11 protein-coding genes are annotated in these 14,769 nt (G+C 67.3%); 6 read left to right on the top strand and 5 right to left on the bottom strand.

Going from position 1 to position 14,769, the window contains the following annotated elements; genetic code table 11:
• The first annotated feature begins 46 nt into the window (after positions 1–46).
• Positions 47–1,999, top strand: a complete 1,953-nt coding sequence (locus tag HL658_RS08015) for a MacB family efflux pump subunit (protein WP_180281726.1) — start codon at positions 47–49, stop codon at positions 1,997–1,999.
• 14 nt (positions 2,000–2,013) lie between these two features.
• Complete coding sequence (locus tag HL658_RS08010; protein ID WP_180281425.1) at positions 2,014–3,414, top strand: efflux transporter outer membrane subunit; 1,401 nt, start codon at positions 2,014–2,016, stop codon at positions 3,412–3,414.
• Positions 3,415–3,427: 13 nt separating this feature from the next.
• Here HL658_RS08010 and HL658_RS08005 read toward each other — a convergent pair whose 3' ends face one another.
• Positions 3,428–4,537 (bottom strand): site-2 protease family protein, encoded by a 1,110-nt coding sequence (locus HL658_RS08005; protein WP_180281424.1) that lies wholly within the window; start codon positions 4,535–4,537, stop codon positions 3,428–3,430.
• A 123-nt stretch (positions 4,538–4,660) separates the two neighbouring features.
• On the opposite strand from HL658_RS08005, the gene HL658_RS08000 reads away from it, so the two are divergent.
• Complete coding sequence (locus HL658_RS08000) at positions 4,661–5,881, top strand: helix-turn-helix domain-containing protein (RefSeq protein ID WP_180281423.1); 1,221 nt, start codon at positions 4,661–4,663, stop codon at positions 5,879–5,881.
• Between the two features lie 40 nt (positions 5,882–5,921).
• A complete protein-coding gene (locus tag HL658_RS07995) occupies positions 5,922–6,572 on the top strand; it encodes a Vgb family protein (RefSeq protein ID WP_180281422.1) in 651 nt (216 codons plus the stop codon).
• 14 nt (positions 6,573–6,586) lie between these two features.
• Here HL658_RS07995 and HL658_RS07990 read toward each other — a convergent pair whose 3' ends face one another.
• Genes HL658_RS07990 through HL658_RS07975 form a run of 4 tightly spaced genes read right to left on the bottom strand, consistent with a single transcriptional unit; the run spans position 6,587 to position 10,628 of the window.
• Positions 6,587–7,828, bottom strand: coding sequence for a threonine synthase (locus HL658_RS07990; protein ID WP_180281421.1), 1,242 nt, complete (start codon positions 7,826–7,828; stop codon positions 6,587–6,589).
• Between the two features lie 56 nt (positions 7,829–7,884).
• Positions 7,885–8,769 carry an ABC transporter permease gene (locus HL658_RS07985; RefSeq protein ID WP_180281420.1) on the bottom strand — a complete coding sequence of 295 codons (885 nt, stop codon included), beginning with the start codon at positions 8,767–8,769 and terminating at the stop codon, positions 7,885–7,887.
• Entirely contained in the window at positions 8,762–9,604 is an 843-nt protein-coding gene (locus HL658_RS07980; protein ID WP_180281419.1) for an ABC transporter ATP-binding protein, read from the bottom strand. The genes HL658_RS07985 and HL658_RS07980 overlap by 8 nt, the downstream gene beginning before the upstream one ends.
• 4 nt (positions 9,605–9,608) lie before the next feature.
• Positions 9,609–10,628 carry an ABC transporter substrate-binding protein gene (locus tag HL658_RS07975; protein ID WP_180281418.1) on the bottom strand — a complete coding sequence of 340 codons (1,020 nt, stop codon included), beginning with the start codon at positions 10,626–10,628 and terminating at the stop codon, positions 9,609–9,611.
• A 334-nt stretch (positions 10,629–10,962) separates the two neighbouring features.
• Between HL658_RS07975 and HL658_RS07970 the strand changes: the two genes are divergently transcribed.
• Positions 10,963–13,137, top strand: a complete 2,175-nt coding sequence (locus HL658_RS07970; RefSeq protein ID WP_180281417.1) for a TonB-dependent siderophore receptor — start codon at positions 10,963–10,965, stop codon at positions 13,135–13,137.
• 186 nt (positions 13,138–13,323) lie between these two features.
• Positions 13,324–14,757, top strand: a complete 1,434-nt coding sequence (locus tag HL658_RS07965) for a sensor histidine kinase (RefSeq protein WP_180281416.1) — start codon at positions 13,324–13,326, stop codon at positions 14,755–14,757.
• Positions 14,758–14,769 lie beyond the last annotated feature (12 nt).

The following is a 14,769-nucleotide window of genomic DNA, read 5'->3' as shown; positions in this document are numbered from 1 at the left end:
CATCGCACGTCTCACCCCGCTTCCGGCGTCCGCCGGCCGGACGGGGATGGAGGGCCTGCCCATCCCGATCATTGCGTTGCGCGGCATTATCAAGTCGTTCCAACGAGGGACGCTGGAAGTGCCCGTGCTGCACGGTGTCTCGCTGGACATCTTTCCGGGTGAATTCGTGGCGATCATGGGCGCCTCGGGATCCGGCAAATCCACGCTGATGAACCTGATCGGTCTGCTCGACCGCCCCACGGGCGGCAGCTACCGTTTCAATGGGGAGGAGGTGTCGACGCTTGACGCCGACCGGCGCGCTGTTCTGAGGCGGGAGGCGTTCGGCTTCATCTTCCAGCAATACAATCTCCTCGCCTCCTCCACCGCGGTCGAGAATGTGGAGATGCCGGCCATTTACGCCGGCATGCCACACGACAAGCGGGTGGCGCGCGCGACGGAACTGCTGGGCCAACTCGGCCTCGCCGATCGGCTCGATCACCGGCCCAACCAGCTTTCAGGAGGGCAGCAGCAGCGCGTGTCCATCGCGCGGGCGCTGATGAACGGCGGGCCGGTGATCCTGGCCGACGAGCCGACCGGCGCGCTCGACAGCCGCAGCGGCACCGAGGTGATGAAGCTGCTGCGTGACCTCAACGCCCAGGGCCACACGGTGTTGCTGATCACCCACGACCCCAACGTGGCGAAGCAGGCTCGCCGCATCGTGGAGATCAAGGACGGCAACATCGTCTCCGACACCGTCCAGGATGCCGCCGCGCCGGACGATGCGGCGGAGGGGCCGCTGCCCAGCCGCTGCGTCGGCCGACTCCACCCCCGCGATGTCGCGGAAGCCGGGCGCATGGCGCTGCACGCGCTGCGCAACAACCTGTTGCGGACACTGCTGACGTTGCTTGGCATCATCATCGGCGTCGGTTCCGTGGTGGCGATGCTAGCGATCGGCAACGGTGCTCGGCAGGAGGTGTTGACGCGCATATCGTCCATGGGAACCAACCTGCTGTTGATCCGGCCCGGCGCCCCCAACGTGCGCCCAAGTGGGGGCGTGACCGCCACCCTGGTCGCGCCCGACGCCGACGCCATCGCCGAGTTGCCCAACATCCGCGCCGCGGTGCCGGAATATCCGGGCAACGTGACACTGCGTACCGGCAACCGCGATTACCAAACCCAGGTGAACGCCACGACCGCCGACTTTCCGAAAGCGCGCGACTGGACCGTCGCGTCAGGCGTCTTCTTCGGGCCGGAGGACGTGGCGACCTACGCCCCTGTCGCGGCGATCGGCCAGACGGTGGTACGTGCCCTGTTCCCGAATGGGGAGGACCCGCTGGGCCGTCACATACTGGTCAACAACATCCCCTTCCAGGTGATTGGGGTGATGGGCGCCAAGGGCGCCTCGCCCGGTGGCAACGACCAGGACGACATCGTCTATGTGCCGCTGACCACCGGCAGCCTGCGGCTGTTCGGCCAGCGCTATGTCCGCACCATCACCGTTCAGGTGGAGGACGTCGAGCGGATCGACCAGACGCAGGAGGAGATCCGTCAGCTCCTCATCGCGCGCCACCGGGCGGAGGATTTCCAGATCCGCAACATGGCCTCCATCATCCAGACGGCGACGGAGACGCAGAACACGCTGACCCTGTTGCTTGGCTCCATCGCCGCCATCTCGCTGCTGGTGGGGGGCATCGGGGTGATGAACATCATGTTGGTCAGCGTCACCGAGCGCACGCGGGAGATCGGCGTGCGCATGGCGACCGGAGCGCGCCGAGTCAACATCATGCTTCAGTTCAACAGCGAGGCGCTGGCCATCTGCACGCTGGGCGGTGCCGTCGGCGTTGCCGGCGGCCTCGCCGTCACCTGGGCCTTCGCCGCCTTCGGAAAGCCGGTTCTGGTAACGCCGGGGCCGGTGCTGCTGGCCTTTGGCTGCGCCTTCGCCACCGGCCTTGTCTTCGGCTATCTCCCCGCGCGCAAGGCGGCGGACCTTGACCCCGTCGTTGCCCTCGCTTCCGAATGACAAGACCAGGACCGATGCTCTCCAGGACCGCAGCCCCCCTGCTGATGGCCGCGCTGCTCGCCGGCTGCTCGCTGATTCCCGACACCGCGCCGCCCGCCGTTACCGCGCCCGTTGCCTGGGACAGCCCGGCCGGGGCGGCCGGGCTGTGGCCGGATCGGGCGTGGTGGCGGGCTTTCGGCAGCGCCGAGCTGGCCCGCCTGATGGAGGAGGCGCAGGCCAACAACCTCGACCTTGCCGCGGCCGCGAACCGCGTGCGGCAGGCCGACGCGCAGGCCCGGATCGCCGGAGCCGCCCTATACCCTGCGGTGGGGCTGGACGCGTCCAACAGTCGCTCCTGGACCGACAGCTCGCGCACCGGCGGACGGGGGGCCGGCAGCTCGTCCAGCCGCAGCTATCAGGGCACGGTGGGAGCCGCCTATCAGGTGGACCTGTTCGGCGGCAACACGGCGAATGCGGATGCCGCACAGCAGCGTCTGCTCGCCAGCCGCTACGACCGCGAGGCTGTCGCTCTGACGGTGGAGAGTGGCGTTGCGAGCCTCTACTTCCAGCTCCTTGCCATCCGTGACCGGGTGCGGCTGGCGGAAGAGACGCTGCGGATCGCCGAGAGCATCCTGGGTGTCCTGCAAAGACAGGTGGATCTGGGTGCCGCGTCCGACCTGGAACTGGCGCAGCAGCGCGCCAGCGTGGCTCAGCAGCGCGCCTCCATCCCCGTGCTTCAGCAGGCGGAGCGGGAGACGCTGACGGCGCTCGCCATCCTGCTCGGCCGTCCGCCGCAGGGCTTTGCGGTGGAGGGGCGGACGCTGGTCGGCGTGACGCTGCCGCCGGCGGTCGCCGGTCTGCCCGCCACGCTGCTGCTGCGCCGCCCTGACTTGCGGCAGGCGCAGGCGACGCTGAAGGCTGCCGACCTCGACATCGTCACCGCTCGCGCCGACCGGCTGCCCGCCATCGATCTCAGCCTGCGCGGCGGGGTGCAGGCGGCGGCCCTGTCGGCGGTGTTCGACGCGCCGACCTTCGTGGGCAGCCTCGTCGGCTCCCTCTCCGCCCCGCTCTTCGAGGGCGGCCGGCTGGAGGCCCAGGAGGATCAGGCCCGCGCCCGCGCCGCCGAACTGGTGGACTCCTACCGCCGCGCTGTGCTGACGGCCTATGGTGACGTCGAGAACGCGCTCAGCGCCACCGACACCGCCGAGCGCCGCCACCGTTTCGCCCAGGACGCCAACGCCCAGGCCCGCGTCGCGTTGCGGATCGTCGATGCCCGTTTCCGGACGGGGACCGTTGATTTCCTGAACGTGCTGGAGGCGCAGCGCACGGTGTTCCAGACGGACGACACGGCCATCCAGGCAGCCCTCGACCGCTATGCCGCCGCGGTCACGCTCTACACCGCGCTCGGTGGCGGCTGGGACGGCGCATTGCGGTAGAGCATCGCGACCATCACGGCGTGGTCCCCCGCCGCCATGGCCCGTCTGTCGACGGGTTGGGACGGGCGGTCTGGATCATCATCATCTCGCCGATGTTCTCCGGCGTGACGACGCCGACAAGGCGGCCGGCGGCGTTCACCACACCGATGGCGGGCAACGTGCCGTCGCGCAGCAGCGACAGCGCGTCCTCCAAACACTGACGCTCGCCGACCAGAGGGATCTCCCGGCGCATGACGTCGATGACGGGTGTTTCCGGGCCGGTGTCGCGCAACGCCCGGATCATGTCATCGCGGGTCAGCACCCCACGCAACGTGCCACCACCGTCCACCACCGGGAACTCCCGCTGGGTGGTGCGGATCAGGCAGTCCGCGGCATCGGCCACGTGGGCGGTAGGGTCAAGGGTCTCGAACCGTGTGATCATGGCGTCGGCCACCAGCATGCCGCGGCTGACCGCTCGCATCTGCACCGCGTGAGCCTCCGACGCGGCCCCCAAATAGACGAACAGCGCGATGAACAGCAGGATCGGGTTGCCGAACAGCCCGAGCAGCCCCAGCCCGAAGGCGACCGCCTGCCCGACCGTAGCGGCCGCCTGGGTGCCCCGCGCGTAGCCCATGCGGTACGCGAGCAGCGCACGCAGCACCCGACCGCCGTCCATGGGAAAGGCCGGGATCAGGTTGAACAGGGCGAGGAACAGGTTGACCGCAGCCAACCGTTCCAGCATGCCGACCCCGGCATTCTGCACCTCGATTCCCGCCGCCGGGAAACCGACGATCAGATACAGCGCGGCTGCGATCGCCACGTTGACCGCAGGGCCGGCCAGCGCGATCACCAGCTCCTGGGCCGGCTGCTCGGGAATGCTCTCGAGTCGCGCCACGCCGCCGATGGGCAGCAGCGTGATGTCCGGCGTGCGCACACCGTAGCGGCTGGCCGCGGCGACATGCCCGAATTCGTGCAGCAGCACGCAGGCGAACAGCAGCACGATGAACACTATGCCTTCCAGCGCCGCGTCCCAACCACCTTGCGCGTAGTGCGCTCCCCCGATCCACAGCAGGAACAGAAGGAAGGTGACATGGACGCGCAGCACCGTCCCCCGCACCACCCCGATCGGAAACGACCACGCCATCGCTGCCTCCACCCGTCACTCCGTGCTATCGGAACATGTGGGGAGCGGGGAAGGTCCGGCGGAGGTGGCGTTCGGTCGCGGGGGGTACTCGGTGGGCAGGGGGACGGACGAGGCAGTATTGCAATGGACTCGCTGATCACGGCGGCGGCCAGGGCGTTGGCGGCAGGGGATCCTCTGGACGCTCTGAACCGCGTGTCCCTGCGCGACGACGCGCCGGCGTTGGCGCTGCGTGGCATTGCCATGGCACAGCTCGGCGACCTCGACCGGGCGCGGGTGCTGGTGCGGCGGGCGGGGCAGGCTTTCGGCCCGACGGAGGCGGTGGCCCGCGCGCGCTGCGTGCTCGCTGAAGCGGAGATCGCGCTTGCGTGCCGCGACCTGGACTGGTCGGCAGCGGCGCTGGAGCAGGCGCTGACAGTCCTGGAGGCGCACGGCGACCGCGTGAACGCTGCGCATGCGCGCAATCTGGTGGGGCGCAGGTTTCTCCTTGTCGGACGGCTGGACGCAGCCGAGAGGACCCTGGCGGGGGCCGGGCCGGAGCCTCTGCCACCTGCCGTGACGGCTGTCCGAGACCTAGTCGCAGCCGGAATCGCGATGCGGCGGCTGCGCACGCAGGCTGCGCGGGCGGCGCTGGAGCGGGCAGGGCGATCGGCGCGAGCGGCGGGCATCGCCTCCCTGACGGCGGAAATCGACGGCGCCACCGCGTCCCTCGACGCACCCGCGGCCCGGCTGGTCACGGGTGGCGAGGACCGTCCACTGCGGCTCGATGAAGTTGAGGCGCTGCTGGCGTCGCCGGCTCTGGTCGTGGACGCCTGCCGTCACGCCGTCCGCCAGGGAGAGACCATGGTGCCGCTGGCACGGCGGCCGGTGCTGTTCGCGCTTGCCCGCGCCCTGGGGGAGGCATGGCCGGGGGATGCGGTGCGGGACGCTCTGCTCCGCCGCGCGTTCGGCGCCCGCGAGGCGGACGACTCCCACCGCGCACGGCTGCGGGTCGAGATGGGACGGCTGCGCGCCGCGTTGCGCCCGCTCGCCGGCGTGCAGGCGACGACGCGGGGCTTCACGCTGGTTCCAAAGGCGTGCCACGGCGTGGCGGTGCTGGCGCGGCCCATCGAGGACGAGCACGCCGGCGTGCTGGCGTTGCTCTCCGATGGCGAATTCTGGTCCAGTTCGGCCCTGGCGCTGGCGCTCGGGACCAGCCAGCGCACGGTGCAGCGCGCGCTGGACGCCCTGGCGGAGGATGGAAAGGTGCAGTCCTATGGCCGCGGTCGGGCGCGGCGGTGGACGACGCCACCGTTGCCGGGTTTCACGACGACCTTGTTACTCCCCGGTCCGCTGCCGGCCGGATAGCCTGACCGCACCACACGACATGCGGAAGGACACGAAGACCATGAACCGTTCACAGGCTGAAATCCTCGAAGAGTACGGACCGTTTCCCGGCACCGACTGCGTGCATGGTGTCAGCCACGATGGCCGCCACGTTTGGTTCGCCACCGGCGACACGCTGAACGCGCTCGATCCGGCGACTGGTGCGGTGGTGCGGTCGCTCGACGTGGGCGCACATGCCGGCACCGCCTTCGACGGCCGTCACCTGTTCCAGATTGCCGAGGACCGCATCCAGAAGATCGATCCGGCGTCCGGCGCGGTGCTGGCGACGATCCCCGCCCCTGGCGGCGGCTGCGATTCCGGCATGGCGTGGGCGGAGGGCTCGCTCTGGGTCGGCAACTATCAGGGCCGGCGGATCCATCAGGTCGATCCGAACACGGGAGCCATCCTGCGCACGATCGAATCCGATCGCATGGTCACCGGCGTGACCTGGGTGGATGGCGAGCTCTGGCACGGCACCTGGGAGGCGGAGCAGAGCGAACTGCGGCGCATCGACCCACAGACCGGCGCGGTGCAGGAGGCGGTGGAGTTTCCGCCGGGCACGGGGGTGTCGGGGTTGGAGTCCGATGGCGCCGGGCGTTTCTACTGCGGCGGCGGGCGGAGCGGCCGGGTGCGGGCCGTCCGCCGGCCGGGCTGGGGTGCGGCGGTCGTCTGACCGCCGCCTCTGCCTTACAGGGCCTTGAAGTCGATCGGCTTGTGCCGGTCGATCGTGCGGTGCACCGGGGGCAGGGGATACTTCAGCCCGGTGGCGCAGTTGAACAGCACCGCCCGCTCGTCGCGGCGGACGCGGCCGTCGGCCAGCGCCTGCTTGTAGGCGGCGTAGGTGGCGGCCCCCTCCGGGCAGAGGAGGAAGCCTTCGGACTTCGCCATCTCGTCCAACGCCACCTGGATGGCGTCGTCGGGGACGGCGATGGCGAAGCCGTTGCTTTCGCGCACGGCGCGCAGGATCAGGAAGTCGCCGACCGCCTGGGGAACGCGGATTCCGGACGCGATGGTGTGTGCGTCCTCCCAGCGTGGCGCATGCTCCTCCCCCTTCTCCCAGGCGCGGACCATGGGGGCGCAGCCGGCGGCCTGGACGGCGACCATGCGGGGCCGCTTGGACCCGATGAAGCCGATCCGCTCCAACTCGTCGAAGGCCTTCCACATGCCGATCAGGCCGGTGCCGCCGCCGGTGGGGTAGAAGATCACGTCCGGAACGTCCCAGTCGAGCTGTTCGGCCAATTCCAGCCCCATGGTCTTCTTGCCCTCGATCCGGTAGGGCTCTTTGAGGGTGGAGACATCGAACCAGCCCACCTCCGCCTTGCCCTGGCCGACGATCTTGCCGCAATCGTCGATCAGCCCGTTGACGCGGTAGACGGTGGCGCCCTGGAGCTCGATCTCGGAGACGTTCACCTCCGGCGTGTCCTCGGGGCAGAAGATGGTCGTGCGGATGCCGGCGCGGGTGGCGTAGGCGGCCAGCGCCGCTCCGGCGTTGCCGTTGGTTGGCATTGCCATGTGCGTGATGCCGAGAGCCTTCGCCATCGACACCGCCATGATCAGCCCGCGCGCCTTGAATGAACCGGTGGGCAGGCGCCCTTCGTCCTTCACCAGCAGTTCCGTGGCGCCGAGCGATTTGGCAAGGCGCGGCATGGCGACCAGCGGGGTTACCGCCTCGCCCAGGCTGACGATGTCCTCCAGCCGGCGTACCGGCAGAAGCTCGCGGTACCGCCACAGATCCTGCGGCCGGCGGGCCAGCTCGTCCTTGTTCAGTGCCTTTTTCACGCCATCCAGGTCGTACCGCACCAGCAGCGGCTTGCCGGCGGCGGACAGGTTGTGCACCCGGTCGGCCTCGTAGCGCTCGCCGGTGTAGGAGCATTCGAGATGGGTGACGAAGGTCGGCCGCTCGATGGTCAGATTGGCGTCGAAGCGCACGGGTGATGTCTCCAGGAAACGGAATCGGATGCAGGTGGAATGGACATGCCCGCCGCCTAGCGCAGCATGCCCCAGTGGCGTACGGTGTGGCCCTCGATCCAGCGGAAGACGACGTTCTCGATGAACAGCCCGATCAGGATCACCACCACCAGACCGGCGAACACCTTGTCGATGTACAGCTCATTGCGGTTCTGGAAGATGAACCAGCCGAGCCCGCCCTTGCCGGACGATACGCCGAACACCAGCTCCGCGGCGATCAGCGTACGCCACGCGAAGGCCCAGCCGATCTTCAGCCCGGTCAGGATGGCCGGGAAGGCGGCCGGGATCAGGATGCCGAACACATAGCGCAGGCCCGACAAGCCGTAATTGCGACCGGCCATGCGCAGCGTTTCCGGCACCGCCATGAAGCCCGAATGCATGTTGAGCGCCAGCGGCCACAGCACCGCATGCACCAGCACGAAGGTCAGGCTGACGGTGCCCAGCCCGAACCACAGCATGGCGATCGGCAGCAGCGCGATGGCCGGCAGCGGGTTGAACATGGATGTCAGTGTCGACAACAGGTCGTTGCCGATCCGGGTGGACACCGCGACCGAGGTCATCACGACCGCCAGCACCACGGCCACGACATAGCCTTGGAGCAGGGTGGAGAGCGATACCCAGGCCATGGTCGGCAGGCCGTCGTTGCGGATGCCGTCCCACAGCGCCAGAATCGTGTCGCTGAAGGTGGGGAAGACCAGGGGGTTGTCGAGCCAGCGGGCGTAGCCCTCCCACAGCAGGGCGATGGCCAGCAGCAGCACGGTGCGGCGAAGCGCCGTCTGGTCGGTCAGCCGTTCCCAGGCGGAGAGCGGCCGGGCGACATCGCCGATCGGGCCGGCATCGACCACCGTGCGCTCGAATTCGGGGCGCAGCGGCGGTTCGCGGCGGAGAACGGCGTCAGACATGGGTTTCCACCGCGTCGGCGAAGAGCATGTCGTGGATGCGCCGGTGCATGGCCTGGAACTCCGCCCCGCCGGCCGCGCGGTGGTCGTAGTGGTGGCAGTTCAGCTCCGCCTTCACCTGGCCAGGGTGCGGCGACAGGACGAGGATGCGGCTGCCGACGATCAGCGCCTCCTCGATGGAATGGGTGACGAACAGCAGCGTAAAGCGCAGGTCGTCCCAGAGCTGCAACAGCTCCTCCTGCATGCGGCGCCGGGTCAGCGCGTCGAGCGCTGCGAAAGGCTCGTCCATCAGCAGGATGTCCGGCTCCATGGCGAGCGCGCGGGCGATGGCGACGCGCTGCTTCATGCCGCCGGACAGCGTGTGCGGGTGGGCGTCGGCGAACTTCGACAGGTTCACCCGCGCGATGCAGTCCAGCGCCTTCTCGTGAGCCTCCTTCCTGCCGGCCTTGCGGGTGGCGATCAGGGGATAGGCCACGTTCTGGACCACGGTCTTCCAGGGCAGGAGCTGATCGAACTCCTGGAACACCATCATGCGGTCGGGGCCGGGGCCGTGCACGTCGCGCCCGTTCAGGCTGATGGACCCTTCGACAGGCTTCAGGAAGCCGCCGACCGCCTTCAGCAGCGATGACTTGCCGCAGCCGCTCGGCCCCAGCAGGATGAAGCGGTCGGCCGCGTGCACCTGGAACTGCACGCGGTAGGTGGCGGTGACGAGTTGGCGTGCCGTCTTGTACTGGAGCGTAACCCCAGACACGTCGAGCAGCGGGCGCAGGGTACCCTGCGCCGCCGACGGATCATCGTAGTTTCGCGGCTGCCGCATCGCGCCGGCGGGTCGGGCCATGGTCTCAGCTCCCCTGCTCTCCGTGGACGTCTTCGAAGAAGTAGTCTTTCCACGAGGCCGGCTTGTTCTTGAGCGCGCCGACCTTGTGCATGAACTCCGCGTACTTGCTGGTGTTCTTGGGCGCCACTGTGAACTGGATGTCAGGATCGGCCAGCATCTTCACGATTGTGGCTATGTCCATATCGGCCTTGTTGGTGGCGAGATAGATGGTCGCGGCCTGCTTGTGATCCTTGTTGATCACGTCCATCGCTTCGCGCAGCGCGCCGACGAAGGCGGCGAAGGTCTTCGGGTTGGAGTCCCGGAACGCCTTCTTCGACCAGACCGAATTGAAGGTGGAGGCGCCGCCCAGCACGTCGTAGGAGCTGAGCACCTTGCGCACCTTGGGATCCTGCAGCTGCTGGTACTGGAAGGGCGGGGCGCTGAAATGCCCGGTGATGGAGGAGCCCGACAGCAGCGCCGTCGTGCCGTCCGGATGCGGCAGGGAAACGGTGAAGCGGTCGAGCGCGTCGAACTTGCCCTCCCCGAACGCCTGTTCCGCCGCCATCTGGAGGGTGCGCGCCTGCACCGACACCTTCACCGCCGGCAAGGCGATCTTGTCCTTCTCCGTGAAGTCCTTGACCGTCTTGACGTTCGGGTTGGTGGTGGTGAGGAACAGCGGCATCGCGTTGAGTGTGGCGATGCCCATCACGTTGGCGTTGCCCTTGGTGCGATCCCAGATCGTCAGCAATGGCCCGACGCCGCCGGCACCCACATCGATGCTGTCGGACAGCAACGCATCGTTCATGGCCGCACCGCCGGAGAGCTGCGCCCATTCCACCTGGATGTCGACGCCCTGGGCCTTGCCGTGCTTCTCGATCAGCTTCTGATAGCGGATCACATGCAGCGGCAGATAACCGATACCGAACTGCTCAGCGATGCGGATGCGCCCTTCCGCGGCCGCCGGCGCGACCATGCCGACCACAAGGACGGCCGCGCCTGTGAGCCCGATGGCGACGTGCCGCAACGTCTTCGTCACTGCGCGCATGAACCCGATCCCTCCCGACTGTTCTGGTGGTGCAGCCAATTGTTTGTATGTGAGCGTATTTCGAGGCCGCGTCCGACACAACAGGAAATGCGGACCTCCAACCCACCCGGAAATTAGACAGCTCAGATTTAAACGATGCAATATAAATAACATTAAAGAATTGATGGTTGTTAAAAAATAACAAAGATATTTTGTATATTTTATGGTGCCGCGCGCTTGTCCGCAGGGGAATGCGGTGACTAAATGAGAATGAGTTGCAAAATCGCTTGCGGAACCATTGATACGCAAATAAGAGTCATTCGCATACTAAAGCACGGCAGAAGGGGTTCACACCGTGTCCATCGCCAAGCCCATCGTCGCGTCCGCGCGCGTCTCGCGCCATGTCCTCACCGCTTCCACCCTTGGCTTGGCACTCGGTGCCGTGGCCAGCTCGGCGAACGCGCAGCAAACCGGCAGCTCGTCGCCCACCCAGCTTCCGGCCATTTCGGTGGAGGGCCAGACGCCGCACCAGGATTACAAAGTGGATCAGTCCGCCTCGCCCAAGCGGACACAGCCGATCGTGGACACGCCGCAGACCATCACCATCATTCCGCGTCAGGTGATCGAGGATCAGAAGGCTACCACGTTGCGCGATGTGCTGCGCAACACGCCCGGCATCACGTTCGGCGCCGGTGAGGGCGGAGGCGGTCAGGGTGAGAATCTGCGCATCCGTGGCTTTGATGGCAGCAACGACATCCTGCTGGACGGGATGCGCGACAGTGCCGTGCGCAACAACCGCGATCCCTTCAACCTCGAGCAGGTGGAGGTGACCAAGGGTGCGGCGTCCACCCAGTCCGGCCGCGGGTCGGCCGGCGGTTCGATCAACCAGATCAGCAAGACGCCGCAGCTGCGGCGTTTCGCGACCGCCGACGTCACGGTCGGCACCGACGACCTGAAGCGTGCCACCGCCGACGTCAACATGCCGCTGACCGAAATCGGCATCACAGGCACCGCGCTGCGCCTGAACGTCATGGCACACGACAGCGGCGTGGCGGGCCGCGATTATGTGGAGAACAGCCGCTGGGGTGTGGCCCCCTCCATTGCCTTCGGACTGGGAACGCCGCTGCGGGTGACGCTGAGTTACCTGCACCAGTCCGATGACAACATCCCCGATTACGGCATCCCCGGGTTGAGCGGTGTGGCTCCGCCGGTCGACCTGTCGAGCTGGTATGGTGTCAAGGGCTTCAACACCGAGGAGCAGACCACCGACATCGGCACTGCGCTCTTCGAATACGACGTCAACGACGCGGTCAGCCTGCGCAACCAGTTCCGCTACGGTGAGTCCACGCGCTTCAACATCGTTACCATCCCACGCTTCCCGACGGGCACGACCACGGCTTTCCCGCCTGGCACCCAGGTCAACCGCGGGCAGAATTTCCGCGACTCGCTGAACACGCTGCTGGTCAACCAGACGGATGCCACCTTCCGGTTCACCACCGGGCCGGTCGCCCATACCATGGTGGCCGGGATGGAGGTTGCCCGCGAAACCTACAAGAACAAGGGCATCAGCCTGGTCGGCACCGTGCCTTCGACCAGCCTCTACAATCCCAACCCCTATGGCGTTGCGGTCGGCTGGGCCTACAACGGGTCGAAAACGGAAACCGAAGGCGACACGCTGGCCTTCTACCTTCTCGACACCATCAAGCTGAACGAGCAGTGGGAAATCACCGGCGGGTTGCGCTGGGACCGCTATGCCGCGGAGGCGACGAGCACGGCCGTCGGGGGCGCGGTCACGGAATACACGAAGACCAGCCGGATGCTGAGCTGGAACGCCGGCATCGTGTACAAGCCGCTGCCCTTCGGCAGCGTCTACGCGGCGGCATCGACCTCCTTCAACCCGTCGGGCGAGGTGCCGCAGACGGCGGTCAACGCCACCACGTCGCTGGCCGACCCGCAGGAGAACGTTACCTACGAGGTTGGCACGAAGTGGGAACTCCTCGGCGAGCGTCTTTTGGTGAGTGCCGCCCTGTTCCAGACCACCAAGACCAACGAGCGCAGCACCGATCCGACCGGGACCACCATCCTGGACGGTGAGCGGCAGGTGCGCGGCTTCGAACTGGGCGCGCAGGGCAAGATCACCGACGCCTGGCAGGTGTTCGGCGGCTATACCTACATGGACAGTGAGATCGTCAAGGGCGGCGGCGCCAACCAGGGCAACGAGCTGGCGAACACACCCCGCCATTCCTTCTCGCTGTGGACCAGCTACGACCTGCCCTGGGATCTGCGCGTGGCCGGCGGTGTGCAGTATGTCGGCGAACGCTACTTCAACGACAACAACCTCGTGAAGAACGACTCCTATGTCGTCGTCGATGCGATGGTGTCCTACAAGGTGAACGACACGTTCGGACTGCAGCTCAACGCCTACAACCTGTTCGACGAGGAGTACATCGACAAGGCGCACGGCGGTGGAGGCCACCTGATTCCCGGCCTTGGCCGGACGGTGATGCTCAGCACCAGCGTCAGTTTTTGAACCGGACCGCGCGGGCGCCGGAATCCACCGTGCGCCCGCATCCCATGAACGCCATTGACACAGAAAAACGTCGCAACACGGAGAGAGTCGAAACGTCTTCCGCTGTAGCTGCAGATCGGGGGAAAAGAGTCGTTCATCACGCGGAATCTTTGCGCGGGCTGCAGGCTTTGCTATTGTCGCTTTGCCATGTCAGGCATTGCGCAGGGCCTGCAACAAATGGTGGGATCGGTCTTGGGAGCGGCGGATTTCAGTCTCCTGGATTCGCTGGACAGCGGGGCGGTCGTGCTCGACACCCAGCACACCGTTCGGCATTGGAACGAATGGATGGCGCAGGTCTCCCCGATCAGTCCGCAGGATCTGCTCGGGCGGTCACTATGGGAGGCCCTGCCCAAAATGACGACTCACCGGCTGCGCACCGTTGTGGAGGATTGCTTTTCGCATGGCATTCCGGGGCGGCTGACCGCGTCCATCCACGGATCGATCTTCCCATTGCAACAGGCCAGTGGACGACCGCTGCGTCATGATGTGGTTGTCCGGCGGCTGACGCAGGGTTCGGAGCCGCTCTGCCTCATCCAGGTGCACGACATCACCGCCCGTTGGGAGGCGCAGGAGGCCTTGCACCGGAACGAGCTGCGGACCCGTGCCGAGCTCGCCGAGATCGAAGCGATCTATCGGACCGCGCCGATCGGACTGGGGTTGTTCGACCGCGACATGCGGTTCCTGCGTATCAACGAAGCGCTGGCGGACATGAACGGCGCGCCGATCGACCAGCATCTGGGACGTTGCGCCTGGGACCTCGTGCCGGCGCTCCGCCCGGTCGCCGAGCCGCTGTTCTTGAAAGTCTTCGAGACCGGCGAACCGCTGCTGGGGCGGGAACTCCGCGGCACGACCCCGCGCGCGCCGTCGTTGGAACGCATCTGGACCGAGGATTTCTACCCGCTCAAGGCGGCTGACGGGACCGTTGTTGCTGTTGGTGTCATCGCCCGCGAAGTCACCGAGCAGCGACGGCTTGAAGACCGCGAACGGCTTCTCGCGTCCGAACTCCATCATCGCGTCAAGAACCTGTTCGTGATGGTCCAGGCACTGGCAGGTCAGACGGCGCGTGGTGCGGTCACGGTTTCCGATTTTCTCCAGATTTTCGAGGGTCGGCTGTCGACCCTCGCCGCCGCGCAGGAGATGCTGGTGTTGGCCGGTGAGACCGGCCTCGTGGCCTTGCGCCAAGCCGTGCACACGGCCCTGGCGCCCTTCCTGGGCGACGGCGACCGGCTGTCCGTGGACATCCCGGACGCCGGCATACCTTCCAAACTGGCCGCGGATCTGGCTGTGGCGCTGCACGAACTCGCGACCAACGCCACGAAATACGGGGCCCTCGCGGACCCGGGGGGGCGTATCGCGCTTTCCGGACGGGTCGATGGTTCGGGTGTCGGCCCAGGCCTGTCACTGGAATGGCGGGAAATCGGCGGTCCCCCCGTGCGCCCGCCCGATCGCAGTGGTTTCGGCACCCGCCTCCTTGCAAGCATCGTCGACGGCCACGATGGGACGATGGCGATGGATTGGCTTCCATCCGGTGTCGTCTGCCGCCTTGAATTTCCGCTGGGCTCCGCGTCAGCGCAGGGATAGCGGGTCCGCTGT

Origin of the sequence: Azospirillum oleiclasticum (genome assembly GCF_013423485.1) — a bacterium.
Lineage (GTDB): Bacteria > Pseudomonadota > Alphaproteobacteria > Azospirillales > Azospirillaceae > Azospirillum > Azospirillum oleiclasticum.
The sequence above is the reverse complement of the archived record's forward strand: the minus strand, read 5'-3'. Positions and strand labels throughout refer to the sequence as shown.